The 13,331-nt window shown below is 69.1% G+C and carries 13 protein-coding genes; 7 read left to right on the top strand and 6 right to left on the bottom strand.

Features of this window, described 5'->3' with window-relative positions:
* Window positions 1-425 precede the first annotated feature (425 nt).
* Window positions 426-2,729: a SpoIIE family protein phosphatase gene (locus ACWDA7_RS32980; protein WP_450609006.1), complete on the top strand. Its 2,304-nt coding sequence runs from the start codon at window positions 426-428 to the stop codon at window positions 2,727-2,729.
* 46 nt (window positions 2,730-2,775) lie between these two features.
* Here the strand turns inward: ACWDA7_RS32980 and ACWDA7_RS32975 are convergent, their stop codons facing one another.
* From ACWDA7_RS32975 to ACWDA7_RS32960, 4 genes are all read right to left on the bottom strand, one after another.
* On the bottom strand, window positions 2,776-3,234 hold the full coding sequence (locus tag ACWDA7_RS32975) for a dihydrofolate reductase family protein (protein ID WP_450609004.1): 459 nt from the start codon (window positions 3,232-3,234) through the stop codon (window positions 2,776-2,778).
* 144 nt (window positions 3,235-3,378) lie between these two features.
* Window positions 3,379-3,501: a winged helix-turn-helix domain-containing protein gene (locus ACWDA7_RS32970; protein ID WP_450609002.1), complete on the bottom strand. Its 123-nt coding sequence runs from the start codon at window positions 3,499-3,501 to the stop codon at window positions 3,379-3,381.
* On the bottom strand, window positions 3,498-4,307 hold the full coding sequence (locus tag ACWDA7_RS32965; RefSeq protein WP_450609000.1) for a potassium-transporting ATPase subunit KdpA: 810 nt from the start codon (window positions 4,305-4,307) through the stop codon (window positions 3,498-3,500). Before ACWDA7_RS32965 ends, ACWDA7_RS32970 begins: the two co-directional genes overlap by 4 nt.
* Before the next feature lie 193 nt (window positions 4,308-4,500).
* Window positions 4,501-4,659, bottom strand: coding sequence for a hypothetical protein (locus tag ACWDA7_RS32960; RefSeq protein WP_450608998.1), 159 nt, complete (start codon window positions 4,657-4,659; stop codon window positions 4,501-4,503).
* Window positions 4,660-4,856: 197 nt separating this feature from the next.
* Between ACWDA7_RS32960 and ACWDA7_RS32955 the strand changes: the two genes are divergently transcribed.
* Window positions 4,857-5,594, top strand: a complete 738-nt coding sequence (locus tag ACWDA7_RS32955; protein WP_450608996.1) for an SDR family oxidoreductase — start codon at window positions 4,857-4,859, stop codon at window positions 5,592-5,594.
* Window positions 5,595-5,850: 256 nt separating this feature from the next.
* On the opposite strand, the gene ACWDA7_RS32950 is transcribed toward ACWDA7_RS32955, so the two are convergent.
* Window positions 5,851-6,225, bottom strand: a complete 375-nt coding sequence (locus tag ACWDA7_RS32950; RefSeq protein WP_450608994.1) for a hypothetical protein — start codon at window positions 6,223-6,225, stop codon at window positions 5,851-5,853.
* A gap of 233 nt (window positions 6,226-6,458) precedes the next feature.
* Between ACWDA7_RS32950 and ACWDA7_RS32945 the strand changes: the two genes are divergently transcribed.
* The 3 genes from ACWDA7_RS32945 to ACWDA7_RS32935 all read left to right on the top strand — a co-directional run bounded on the left by ACWDA7_RS32945 (window position 6,459) and on the right by ACWDA7_RS32935 (window position 8,796).
* Window positions 6,459-7,355, top strand: coding sequence for an RNA polymerase sigma-70 factor (locus ACWDA7_RS32945; protein WP_450608992.1), 897 nt, complete (start codon window positions 6,459-6,461; stop codon window positions 7,353-7,355).
* A 152-nt stretch (window positions 7,356-7,507) separates the two neighbouring features.
* Window positions 7,508-8,146, top strand: a complete 639-nt coding sequence (locus ACWDA7_RS32940) for a TetR/AcrR family transcriptional regulator (RefSeq protein WP_450608990.1) — start codon at window positions 7,508-7,510, stop codon at window positions 8,144-8,146.
* On the top strand, window positions 8,143-8,796 hold the full coding sequence (locus tag ACWDA7_RS32935; RefSeq protein WP_450608988.1) for a class I SAM-dependent methyltransferase: 654 nt from the start codon (window positions 8,143-8,145) through the stop codon (window positions 8,794-8,796). Before ACWDA7_RS32940 ends, ACWDA7_RS32935 begins: the two co-directional genes overlap by 4 nt.
* A gap of 159 nt (window positions 8,797-8,955) precedes the next feature.
* Here the strand turns inward: ACWDA7_RS32935 and ACWDA7_RS32930 are convergent, their stop codons facing one another.
* Window positions 8,956-11,478, bottom strand: a complete 2,523-nt coding sequence (locus tag ACWDA7_RS32930) for a SpoIIE family protein phosphatase (protein WP_450608986.1) — start codon at window positions 11,476-11,478, stop codon at window positions 8,956-8,958.
* A 375-nt stretch (window positions 11,479-11,853) separates the two neighbouring features.
* Between ACWDA7_RS32930 and ACWDA7_RS32925 the strand changes: the two genes are divergently transcribed.
* Both ACWDA7_RS32925 and ACWDA7_RS32920 read left to right on the top strand, forming a co-directional pair.
* Window positions 11,854-12,510, top strand: a complete 657-nt coding sequence (locus ACWDA7_RS32925) for a class I SAM-dependent methyltransferase (protein WP_450608984.1) — start codon at window positions 11,854-11,856, stop codon at window positions 12,508-12,510.
* The gene (locus tag ACWDA7_RS32920) at window positions 12,435-12,917 is read left to right on the top strand and encodes an NUDIX domain-containing protein (protein ID WP_450608981.1); all 483 of its coding nucleotides are present in this window, start codon (window positions 12,435-12,437) and stop codon (window positions 12,915-12,917) included. The genes ACWDA7_RS32925 and ACWDA7_RS32920 overlap by 76 nt, the downstream gene beginning before the upstream one ends.
* Window positions 12,918-13,331: the final 414 nt, after the last annotated feature.

Raw genomic sequence — 13,331 nt, 5'->3', positions numbered from 1 at the left:
AGGCGCTCGGACCTCTGCTCATGGCCATGGCTGACGGCGTGGTGTGTCCTGCGGGCCTTCTCACTCACGATCGACCTCCGGTCCCTGTGCACCGTGCGGTACGAGTCGCCGTGTACCCCGGCATTGCGGGATGCAACGGTGACCCGGACAGGCCACGTATCGCGCTGGGTCGCTCGGCACTTCCAGAGCCCCGCCTGAGCGCTTCGCCAGCCCCGCGGCACTGGGGGCCTTTGCTGCAATTTGCACATGCATTGCACCTGTATGGGCACCGACGTGACCGGTGGTCGGCACGGCACGGAAGGTCGTCGGCGCCGGGACGACGCCCGCGACGTCCGGCAACCCTGCCGCCGATCGGTGCAGCTATCGGGCGAGCAGTCCTGCCGACCGTACGGAGCGGGCAGGGATGAAGGCGGAGGTGCTGTCGAATGCCCAGCGGTGACGTGCTCGTTCTCATTGATGAGGGCGGCCGGGTGGTCGAGTGGAGGCGTCCGGCCGAGGAGCTGTTCGGGTGGTCCGCCGAGGAGGCCGTCGGCCGGTCGGTGACCTCGCTGACGCAGGGGATCTCCGCGGACCGCCCAGGGCGGTGGGAGGGACTCCTCGAGTCGGACGCGCTGCTGGTCAAGCCGCTGCTGCGCGGCACTTCCGTGGTGTGGCAGGTGCTCACGCCGGGGGACATGCCGGCCGCGCAGGACCTGGCGGTCCTGAAGGCGCTGTTCGCCCATTCCCCGGTGGCTTTCCACGTACTGGACGACCGGCTGCGCGTGGTTCGCACGAACGCTTCCGAGGGGCCGAGCGACACGCCGGCTGGGCACCTGCTGGGCAGACCTTTCACTGAGGCCTGGGCACTCGAGGACGCCGTGACGGAGACCGCCGTGGCGCAGGGCGTCCTGGACAGCGGATGCCCGGTGCTGAACCGGCTCGTGCGAGGCGTCCGGGCGTCCGGTCGGCCCGGGCGTCATATCCAGTCCGTCTCCTACTTCCGGCTGGAGGACTCCCGCGGCCATGTGCTCGGGCTGGTGGCCACCGCGGTGGACGTCACGGAGCGGGAGAGCGCGGCCGGCCGCCTGGCCCTGCTGGAACAGGTCCGCTCACGAGTGGGGCACGTGCCGAACGTGGGCGTGATCTGCCAGGAGCTGGTGGACGCGGTTGTGCCCGCCTTCGCGGACCTTGCCGTCGTCGAGGTGGTCAACGACGTCGTCCGCGGCGAGGACCCTCCGCAGGTACCCGTACGGCAGGACGTGCCCCTGCGCCGGGCTGCCTTTCGCGGTGGCGTCACCCCGGCATACCCGCTCGGAGAGGTCCGCCCGCTCCCGCCCGGCACCCCCTTCTCGTTCGTCCTGTCCGACCTTCAACCACGTCTGGTCCCGATCGAGGAGAACAGCTCGTGGCCGGCCGCCGACCCCGCCCGGGCCGAGGCCATCCGGCGGTCCGGAGCCCACTCCCTGATCGTGGCACCGCTGGCACTGAGAGGTCAGGCCCTGGGCGTGGTGAGCCTCTACCGCTGCCAAGACCAAGACCCGTTCGACGAGGAGGACGTCGCGCTGGCGTCCGCCGTGTGCGCGCACGCCGCACTGTGCATCGAGAACGCCCGCCGATACATGCGCGAGTGGATCATCGCCTCCACCGTCCAGCACCGACTCCTTCCCCAGGACTCCCCCGCACAGACCACCGTGGAGATCTCGCAACTCCACCTGCCAGGCCCCGAGGGCGGCGGCGCATGGTCCGACGCGATTGCGCTGCCCGGCGCACGGACCGCTCTGATCGTCGGCGACGTGGCAGGTGAGGGCATGCTCGCAGCCGTCATGATGGGACTGGTGCGGACCGCCATCCACACACTCGCCGCCCTGGACCTGCCGCCCGACGAACTGCTGGCCCGACTGAGTGACTCCGCCGCTCTCGTGGCCCCCGCCTACGCCGCGCTGCCGGTCGCGGATCCCGAGCCCACGCCGCTCGCCATCGGCTGTGTCATCGCGGTCTACGACCCGGTCGAACTCACCTGCACCATCGCACGCGCCGGCCTCCCGCAGCCGGTCGCCGTCCTTCCCGACGGCTCCACGGTGACGCTCCCCGTCCCCCCGGGCCCCCTGCTCACCGGGGCGGACAACGCCCCCTTCCCCGCAACCACCGTCGTCGTCCCCGAGGGAACCACGCTCGCCATGGGCACGGCTGCGCTCGCGGACCGCGTGCTGGTGCCATCGGGTCCGCTGCGCCCCCTGCTGGACGGCGCCGGTACCAGGCCGCTGTCCGATCTGCGGGACGCCATTGCCCAGGCGTGCCCCGAAGACCACCGGCTCGGCGAATCCATGCTGCTCCTCGCCCGTACCAAGGCGCTGCCCGCGGACCGGGTCCTCACCCGCGCGCTACCAGAGGGCCCCGAGGCCGCGCCGATCGCCCGAGCGGAGACCCGCCGCCGTCTGGAGGCGTGGGGCATGGACGAGGAGACGGCGTTCACCACCGAGCTCATCGTCAGCGAGTTCGTCGGCAACGCCGTCCGCTATGGAGCCCCGCCTCTGCAACTGCGTCTGATCCTGGACCGCATGCTGACCTGCGAGGTCAGCGACGCCGCACCCAGCGCCCCGCATGTGAAGCACGCCCGCACCCTGGACGAGACCGGCCGCGGGCTGTTCATCATCGCCAGCTTGGCCGAGCGGTGGGGCACCCGCTTCCAGGGGGACGGGAAGACCGTCTGGGCCGAGCAGCCCGTCAAGCCGCCGAGAGCCGGCCCATGACACCGATCGTCCTGGGAGGACCTTGGTGACTGCGCCGCCCTGTGCCTCACCCCTGATTCCGGTAGCGCAGGTAGATCACACCGCCGTCGAAGCGGCGTTCCTCGACCAGTTCGAGCCCGGCGCGGACCCCTGCCGGGAAGACCGGCGTGCCTCCGCCCACGACCACGGGCGTGACGAACAGGTGGTACTCGTCCACCAGGCCCGCCCTGATCGCCTGGCCGGCGAGGTCCGGACCGCCCACACTGACGTTCCTGTGCTCTTTCAGCGCTCGGACGGAATCGGTGTCGAAACGCCGCTCGATCCGTGTCCGTGCACTGGGCGCGGACTGCAGAGTGCCGGAGTAGACGATCTTGTCCGCGGACCGCCATATCCCGGCGAAGTCCCGCACCGCAGGCGATTGCCCGTCGACGGGAGCGGTCTCCCAGAAGAGCATGACCTCATACATCCGGCGCCCGTACAGGTACGTCTCGATCCCCCGCTCCAGGTCGTTGACGACGGCATGCACCTCCTCGTCCGGCTCAGCTCAGTCGAACTTGCCTTCGGAATCAGCCGTGAAACCGTCGAGCGACGCGATCGCCGAGTAGATCAGCATTGGTTCTCCCTTCCGTCGCCAGTGCAGACCGCACCGGTCCGCCGATCTCATCGGAGATCAAGGTACGAACAGGAACCGGCCGGTTTCGTCGTGCAGTTTCTTGCGGATGCGGTAGGCGTAGACCTTGAGGTAGTGCTGTTCGTTGGCGTACGCGGGGCCCCAGACGTGCTCCAGGATCATGCGCCGGGTGCAGACCTTGCCGACGTGGCCCCGAACCGGGTCTCCTTGCCCTCCATGTTTCCGATGCCGGCGTCACTGAGACCGGCAGCGGCCATGGCCGGGCTGCCCTGGTGCTCGGCCACCGCGGCCATCGTCAGCCAGCCGGCGAACAGCACCGTCATGACGGCGAGGATCGCCAGACCCTGGCGGGTGCTGAACACCATCTTGCCGAACACGTAGGTCAACGCGACCGGGATGCACAGGATCAGCAGCACCGACATCAGGTTCGTCAGACCGGTCGGGTTCTCCAGCGGGTTGGCACCGTTGGCGTTGAAGAAGCCACCGCCGCTCGTACCGAGCTGCTTGATGACCTCGTGTGAGGCCATCGGGCCGCGGCCCAACACCTGGCTGACACCGTTGAGTTCGTCGTGGATCGGCGCCGCGCCGGCCAGCGTCTCCACCGCACCCTGTCCGATGAACACGAGCGCCGTCACAAACGAGATGGGCAGCAGCACATAGCCCGTGCCGCGGACGAAATCGACCCAGAAGTTGCCGATCGTCGGCGATCTTTTGCGGGCGAAACCGCGCACCAGCGCGATCGCGACCGCCATTCCGACCGCGGCGGACAGGAAGTTCTGTACCGCCAGTGATCCCATCTGCGACAGATAGGACATGGTCGTCTCACCCGAGTACGACTGCCAGTTCGTGTTGGTCACGAACGACACGGACGTGTTCCACGCCGTGTCCGCCCGCACCGCACGGACGGTTTCCGGTCCCGGTGGTGTGGGCCGCCGCCCGACCGGCCGGCCCGGCCTGTCGCGGGCCATGACACGCAGCGCATCGGTGTGATCGCCCGGGGGAGACGCACGTCACGTTCTCCTCTTGTCACACGGCGCCTGGCCGTGTTGTCGAGGGTGCGTGGATCAATACGGCGCTGGAGAGCGCAAGGACGTCCTTGTCATCAGTGGAGGATTCACCGGCGTGTGGAGTGCGGCGAGAGCCGTGCGTGCCATGGGTGAGTCAGGTGCGCAGGTGCGGGTGACTCTGGACCGCGGTGGCGACGATCTGGTCGTACGTCCCCGTCTGTACGAAGAGGATCCGCAGGCCAAGCCGGTGTCCCGCACCGCACGAGTCGACGACCGCGAAAAGATCCTCGTCCAGGCCGGCCGCCTCTCTCACCTCCGACAGCGCTGAGGGCCACGCTTCCCGGCCGTCGAACCAGCGGGATCACCACCGGTGGCACAGTCGAACGCTTCGCGGACAGGCACCGTACACGCTCGGCTGGTGCGGTGCCTGCACGCCGCCACCGGGCGGCCCGGCGAAAGAATGCCACGCGGGCGCATATCGGACAAAATTCTCGCAAGGAGGACCATGCCATGAAGCTCGCAGTCATCGGCGGCACCGGGCTGATCGGGTCGCAGGTCGTCAAGAACCTGAACTCGGCAGGCCATCACGCCGTCCCGCATTCCCAGTCCACCGGCGTGGACATCATCACCGGCCAGGGCCTGGACGAGGCCGTGGCGGGCACCGACACCGTCATCAACCTGACGAACTCCCCGGCCTTCGACGAGACCTCGGCCGCCTTCTTCCGCACCTCGATGGACAACCTCCTCGCCGCGAGCGAGAAGGCGGGCGTCGGTCACTTCGTCATCCTCTCCATCGTCGGCGTGGACCAGGTGCCCGACCTGGACTACTACCAGGCGAAGGTACTCCAGGAAGACATCCTCAAGGCCGGCCCGATCCCCTACTCCATCGTCCGTGCCACGCAGTTCATGGAGTTCATGGAAGCGACCCTGGCCATGACCACCGAGGGCGACACCGTCCGCCTGCCGCGTACACCGCTGCAGCCGATCGCCGCTGCTGATGTCTCCCGAACTGTCGCCGAAGTCGCCGCCGGCACCCCGATCAACGGCGTCCTCGACATCGCAGGGCCCGACGTCTATCCCCTCGACGAACTCGGCCGGCTCACGATCACCGCCAAGGGCGACGGACGCCGCGTCGTCACCGATGACACCGCCGGAATGTTCGCCGCCGCACACGGTGACGTCCTCACCGCCACGAACGAAGCCCGCATTGCCACCACCCACTACACCGACTGGCTGTCCCAGCACTAACGGCGGCCTACGGTCGGACGACTTGGCCATCGCCGGCACGGTCGTACGCCGAACAGGCGGCAGCACACCTGCCGCCTGTTGGGCGTGCGCGGATTCCGATGGGCCATCGCCCGACCGCTCAAACGGCTACCGCTCGCGGACGGCCTCCCCGGCACCGGCCCGGCCGCCGTCCGGTTCCCACGCCTCCCGTCGTCCGTTCGGGTGCTGTGTCGCCGCCTCGGCACGGTCGAGGCACCCCTCGACGGGCTACGCGGTCCTAGCTATGAGGAGCACGTCTCGTACCGGCCGAGGAGCACACATGCACGCCCGTGAACGGCGGATCGTCCTGTCCGTCCGCGAGCTCTCCGGCATGCCCTTCGCCCGCGATGAGCAGTGCCCCAGATTCCAGTGGTTCTTCGGGGAGCACCCCCGCCCCTGCACGGCCCTCGCGGTGCACGCCGCCGAGACCCCGCGCACCGTTGCGAGGCGCGCCACCCCTCTCGGCGTCCGGGCCCTCGCCGGCACGTATGTCACGGGGCTGCTCGTGGACGCGCACCCGGTCTTCGGCGCCTACGGCTGCGGCCTCAAGGGAGGCAGCCGCGTCGCCGTCCGCGCCGACGAGGTCCTCCTCGCCACAATCAGCCTCGCTCACACGCGGCACCGCAGCGCGCGCGATGATCGAGGCCTCACTCAAGCGCCGCGAGACCCGCCGCTGCCCCACCCGGTCCGGCTGCCCAGAGCTCGGCCCATCGCTGCGGGTCACCCTCGCAGGTCGGTCCGGGCTGGACAACGACAGCGCGTCCCGCCGTTCCCTGACACCACCACAGCACCCGTGCGCGAGATCCGGCCGTCGGCCAACTCGTCGAGGAGCAAAGGTTTCAAACAGTGCCGTCGAACAATGATCCAGCGAAAGACGCCGAAAGCCTCGAAGAGGCAGAGGCTGTGTTCTACGCCATCCGCCGTCGTCTGTTCGGGATCGCCTACCGCATGCTGGGCACTGTCAGCGAGGCGGAGGACATCCTTCAGGAGGTCTGGATCCGCTGGCAGACCTACGACCGGTCCAAGGTGCACAACGCGCATGCGTTTCTCACGACGACCACGACAAGGCTCGCGATCAACGCCCTGCAGTCCGCGAGGGTCCGCCGTGAGACCTATGTCGGTCCGTGGCTGCCCGAGCCGGTCGACACCAGCAGTGACCCGGCTCTGGGCGCCGAGCGCGGGGAAGCTCTGGAGGTCGCGGTGCTGATGCTGCTGGAGAAGCTCACTCCCACACAACGGGCGGCATACGTTCTTCGGGAGGCGTTCGACTACCCGTATGAGGCGATCGCAGAGATCATCGGTCAGACGACGGCGAACGTGCGCCAGCTGGTGAGCCGGGCGCGGAAGCTGCTGGCCGCGGGGAAACGTGCGACTGTCGCGACCGCCGAGCATCAGCGGTTCCTGACCGCGTTCATCGCGGCCGCGAAGGTAGGGGATGTGGCCGCTCTCGAGGAGCTGTTCGCACAGGACGTCGTCTCGTACTCCGACGGTGGAGGCGCCGTTCGTGCGTCGAAGTTCCCCGTCGAAGGCCGTCATCGTGTGGCGAGGTACTACCACGCGTTCGCCGACCGCTTCTGGGTCGGGGTCACGGTGGAGCCGGTGACGGTCAACGGCCTGGCCGCGATGCGCTTGTCCCGTGAGGGGAACGTGATCGCCGTCATGACGGTGAACGTCACTGATGAAGGCATCGACCGGCTGATGTGGATCATGAATCCGTCGAAGCTCGCCGGCATGGCCTCCTGAGCCCGATCCCGCACGGTTGCGGGCGGGTAGGGGTCCGCGGGGCTTCGGCGTCCTCGATCCGCTCGGCTTCGGCCGAGAGGGCCGGAGGTTTCCCTTGTAGACCTGCGGTAGTACATTCCGGAGTCGACAACCAGAAGTGAAGGAGCGCCGGCGTGTCCAACCCGCGGAAGCCCAGGCCGGTGCAGCGGCTGCCTCGGGCCGAGCGCCGCGAGCAGATCCTCGCGGCAGCGGCGGAGGCGTTCGCCCGGTCCGGGTTCGCGGCGACGAGCCTGGACGACATCGCGCTACAGGCAGGCATCACCCGGTCGATCCTCTACCGGCATTTCGACTCCAAGACCGACCTGTACCAGGGGGTGCTGGACCGCATGTGCGACCGCCTGGACGCACATGTCGGCGAGCCGGTCGGCGGCTTCGGCGACGCCAGCGTCGACGGCCTGCTGGCCGCCGCGGCCGAGTCACCAGCGGGATTCCGTCTCCTGTTCCAACACGCCCTGCGCGAACCGGAGTTCAAGGAGCGCATCCAGGACTTCCGCGCCGACATCACCGCCGCCGTCCTGGAGCAGGTCTCCGCGTTGGTTCCTGACCGGGCCGTGGCCCGATGGGCGGCGCAACTGGCTCCGGTTGTCGCGATCGAGGCGATCATCGCGTGGCTCGACGCGGGTCAGCCCGAGCCCGCCCTGGCAGCCGCACGTGTTCGCCAGGCCATCATGGGTGTGATCACAGCCGCTGTCGCGTGCGATGTGAACTGTTCCCTTCCCAGCCCCGCAGCAGAGGAGAAATCGCCCCGATGACCAGCGGCAGAACCAACCCCAAGGCATCTGAGACCCCCGTCGCCAGGCAGCGCAGGGTCTGGGACAAGGCCGCACCCGTCTACGACAAGCAGATCGCCTTCTTCGAACGCATCCAGTTCGGCGGTGGACGGGAGTGGATCGGCTCCCGCGCGCACGGCCGCGTCCTCGAGGTGGCCATAGGGACCGGCCGCAACCTCCCCTTCTATCCGGCCGAAGCGCACATCACGGGGATCGAGCTGAGCCCGGCCATGCTGGCCATTGCCTCTCAGCGCGCAGCCGATCTCGGTGTCGACGCCGAACTCCGTGAGGGCAACGCGGAAGCGCTTCCCTTCGAGGCCGGCACATTCGACACGGTCGTCTGTGCACTCTCGCTGTGCACCATCCCCGATCCGGCCAGGGCGGTCGGTGAGATGGCCCGCGTACTCAAGCCCGGGGGCACCCTTCTGCTGCTCGATCACATCGGCAGCAGTTGGCCGCCTCTCTACGCCGTCCAGTGGCTGCTGGAGCAGATCACGATCCGTGCCGCCGGCGAACACTTCACCCGCCGTCAGCGTCCGCTCGTCGAAGCCGCGGGACTAGAGGTCGTGGAGACCCAACGACTCAAGGCCGGGACCGTGGAGCGCATCGCGGCGACCAAGCCGGCCGGGTAGGTACGCAGAGCGGGTGCTGCGATGCACGTCGGACCCGGGCCGCAGCGACGCTTCGGGCGGACGAGACGACATGGCCCCCGTCCCGCTCGGCGCCGTGTCGGATCCGCTGCCGGGCGCCTTCGCCGGACCTGGAGAGGGCCGTCGCCCGGCTGCGTGCGATCACGACACGGAGGCGTGGGCCGCTCGCTCCTCGAGCGCGGACGGCGTGCCGGGGGCCGGTTCGGTCGGGGGTGTGCAGTCCAGGTCCTCTTCGGCCCAGACGACCTTGCCGCCGGGTACGGAGCGGAATCCCCACCTGCGGGACATCTGGGCCACCAGGAAGAGACCGCGGCCGCTCTCGTCGACGGTGCGTGCGCTGCGCAGGCGCGGGCAGCGGGCGCTCGTATCGAACACTTCGCAGGTCAGGGCTTCATGCTGGATCAGACGCAGACCGATGGGACCGGCGCTGTGGCGTACGGCGTTGCCGACCAGTTCACTGATGATCAGATTCGTGGAGTCCTCGAGACCGTCCAGACCCCATTCGGTCAGCTGGCGGGCCGCCAAGTGCCGGGCACTGCCGACGGAGGTCTGGTCACCCGGCAGCATCCATGAGGCAACCTGGTTCGTGCCGAGTGAGCGGGTCCGGACCAGGAGCAGGGTGCCGTCGTCGGACGGCGCCTGCCTCGGAAGAGTCTCCGTCACACGGGTGCAGAGCTCTTCCAGGGAGCGACCCGGCTGCGCCAGGGCGGTGCCCAGACGGCGCATCCCCGCGTCGGTGTCGTTGCCGCCGGTCTCGATCAGGCCGTCGGTGTACAGGGCCAGCAGACTTCCCTCGGGCAGTTCCAGCTCCACGGCCTCGAACTCACCGCCCAGGCCGATGCCCAGCGGTGTTCCGGTGGGAAGGTCGGGGAAGACCACGCGGCCCTCCGGTTCGACGATCGCAGGCGGGGGGTGCCCGGCCCGTGCCATGGTGCACTTCCGGGTGACCGGGTCGTAGACGGCGTACAGGCAGGTGGCCCCTGCGTGCGCGAACGTCTCATCCGGGGCGTCCTCGTCTTCCTCGGCCAGTCGCTGGACCGTGTCGTCGAGACGGGTCAGCAGTTCGTCGGGGGGCAGTTCCATGTCGGCGAGCGTGCGGACTGCGGTGCGGAGCCGGCCCATGGTCGCGGCGGCGTGGAGACCGTGGCCGACCACATCGCCGACGACGAGGGCCACCCGGGCGCCCGACAGCGGGATCACATCGAACCAGTCGCCGCCGACACCGTGCCGCAGGTCGGCGGGCCGGTAGCGCGCGGCCGCCTCGACCGCCGTGCCGCCCATCAAGCGGTGCGGCAGCAGCATGCGTTGGAGCGCGAGGGCCGCCGTGTGTTCACGGGCGTCCTGGCAGGCGTTGTCCAACGAGCGCGCGGCGCGACTGACGAGTTCTTCGGCCAGTAGGAGATCGACGTCCTGGAACGGGAGCGGGTTCTGGGTGCGGATGAACAGCGCCACGCCCAGCAGGGCACCCCGCACCCGGATGGGTACGACCATCAGGGAGTGCATGCCGTTCTCATGGATCTTCTGTGCGCGCGCCGGATCCCGGTCGATCCACGTGCCGGGACCGGTGTCCACGATCGGCACCAGGTGGGACCGCCCCGTGCGCAGGACATCGGTGAAGGGTGGAGCGGACGGCACGAGGACCGGCCCACCATGCATCCACGGGGATTCGGAGACCCCTTGGTGGATCGAGGCCACACCGGCACGCCGGAACACCGGGAGGCGCTCGCCCATCGGACCGGGGCGGACCTGGCGCCCCTCGCCGAACAGGACGGACTGCTCCAGGTCGACGGCCGCAAAGTCGGCGAACAGGGGCACGGCAAGCTCCGCCAACTGCTGGCTGGTCTGCATCACATCAGGGGTGCCGCCCCGGCGCGTACCGGCCTCGCCGAGGAGGACGAGACGCTCGACGGCCCGCCTTCTCGCAGTGACATCGACGCTGACAGCGCACACGCCCAGTGCTTGGCCGTCGGCTCCTTGGAGACGGACGAACGAAGCCGCGAATGTGTGCTCCCGACGCGGACCCGTCATCGGCCACGTCCGGTACTCGTGAACTCCGGTGGCGCCGTTTTCCAGCACCCGCCGCATCATCGCCTCGAGCGCTCCGGCCTTGTGACCGGGCAGCGCATCGGTGAATCGACGACCGAGCATCCGGTCGCGCGAAATACCTTCATGGCTCTCCACGACGTCGTTCACCCATGCGCAGCGCAGCTGCAGATCACGAACGACAATGCCGATCGGCACACGGGCAAGAAGCGACTCCCGCACCGACCCGTTCCCCGCTGCCCTGGGCGGCGTATCGACGCCGACCACGGTCATGAGCCACTGCACTGCCTCGTCCCGCCCCCGCAGCATCGAGACCCTCAGGCTGACGTTGAGCATGCGGCCGTCCCGGTGGCGCACCCCCGTCGTGCCCGACCAGCCATGTCGGGCACGACATCGCCCGACGAACGCCGATGTCGTCGGCGCTCCCCCGGGACGGGGCAGTACAAGTGCCACAGACCGGCCCACCACGTCCCCGGCGGAGTAGCCGAGCAGCTGCTGGGCGGCCTGCGTCCACGCGACCACCGTCCCTTGCTCGTCGATCATCGCGACAACCCACTCGGACATCTCACCCGTGTCCGTACGGTCACCAAGCGTCACACTGTCCATGCTGGTCGTGGTCATCGGACTGCCCTCCTCACGCAAGCGAGGGAAAGGAGTGATATGAGGTACGGGCAGCCGAGCCGCAGACGACTGCGGCCACCAGAATCACGGCGAGGCGAACACTTGCGGCAACACGTGCCTCGTCTCCGCGCTCGGTTCCGGAAGCAGGTGCAGGCATCGAACCGAATCGATTTGCACCTTTTGCACCCTCGACCGGATAGTGCACCGCTCTGTGACAGCACGGCAGCCGCCACCGATACCGCGATCCGGCACGCTCCCCGTCGCCGCACCGCACGAGAAGCACGGCCCACCTGGAACTCGTCGAAAGCACCCCGCGCGCCCTGCGCACCCACACCTTCCCCTGATCGCCCCTGGACCAGACAAGGAGCCTTACCGGTGGGATACACAACGCCCGACGAGTGGGACGCTCACTACGCCGGCGGCAACACCTTCCGCGACCTCGGTGACACCGAGCGGCGCCTGCTCGCCGAGCACACCCCGCCCCCGCAGGACGGCCTCGCCCTCGACATCGGCTGCGGGCTGGGAGCACTCGCCCGCCACCTCGCCCACCTCGGCTATCAGGTCGACGCCGTCGACTACGCACCCTCCTCACTCACCCTCGCAGAAGCACAGGACCCCTCCGCCGCGGTGACGTACCGGCTGTTCGACATCGAACGGGACAGTCTCGACAGCCTGCCCCATGCGGCCTACGACTTGATCACCTTCCGCCTCAGCTGGGCCTTCATCCGGGACCGCACCCGTGTCATGAACCGCGTGCGCGAGCGGCTGCGCCCCGGAGGTGCTCTCTGCGTCATCACGCCCGTCGCCGACGCCGTACCGAAGGACAAGCGGGACATCGCTCTTGACGAGGACGAGCTCGAACTGCTGTGTGTGCGGACTGGTCGGTTGCGGACCGATACGACGCGGACGGTCTTGCCCTCATCGTTCTCCAGCACCCCTCCCCCGCCCCGCCTCAGGTGGCCTGCGCCGAGACCAGGCGGCCCAGCCCACACGCCCTCAGCGGTGTCGGCGTCGTCGTCACCGACTCCGTAGGGCGAATCCTGCTGGGCTACTCGACCCGCGGCGCCTGGGAGCTGCCGGGCGGCAAGAACGCGGCCGACGAGCACTTCCTCGATGCGGCCGTGCGGGAGCTGGAGGAGGAGACGGGTCTGAAGGCCGACCCGGCCGAGGCACGACTGCCGGCCTTCCTCATGGACTCCACCGACGGCGTCCCCCGCCTCACGGCCGCCGTCACCGTCACCACCTACACCGGCGAACCCATCCTCACCGAGCCGCACCTGATCCACCGATGGGAATGGCACGACCCCACCGACCTACCCGGCCTCGCCCAGCCACTGTTCACCCCGAGCGCCCACGTCATCGACACCGTCCGTCCCGGCCTGCTGACCGGCCTTCCTCCCGTCCACCGCTACCGGATCACGACCGCCGACGCACCGTGACCACGGCCCAGCGGCCGACGGCGCCACGCAACTGCGGCATGCGCGTGTCCGAGCGCCCCCGGTCGGAGTCGGCGGAACGCTGACGCTCATGTGGAGGAATAGACATCACTCAAGTCCATGTGGCGCGTTGCCCGCGCCGTGGTGACGGCGCGAAAATCGGTCGCGGGTGCCGCCCGCGTCTGACGTCGCTTTCCTCTTGGTCTGGTGAGCCCGTACTCAAGTCTGATGCCGGAGCCGTACCGCGGGGCAGTGACCTGTCGCTTCGAGCACGCCGGCCAGATTCGGTATCCCCCTGCGGTTCCCCGGGCGGCATCCGCCAGCAGCACCCTTGACCGGGTGGCGGACGCGGGAGGGAGTACGCCGATGGGTGATGAGATCGGGGTGTCCGAGCTGGATCCGGGGGGTGAACTGGTG

It is taken from the genome of Streptomyces sp. NPDC001156 (genome assembly GCF_053598275.1).
This window is presented reverse-complemented; position numbering and strand designations above follow the sequence as displayed.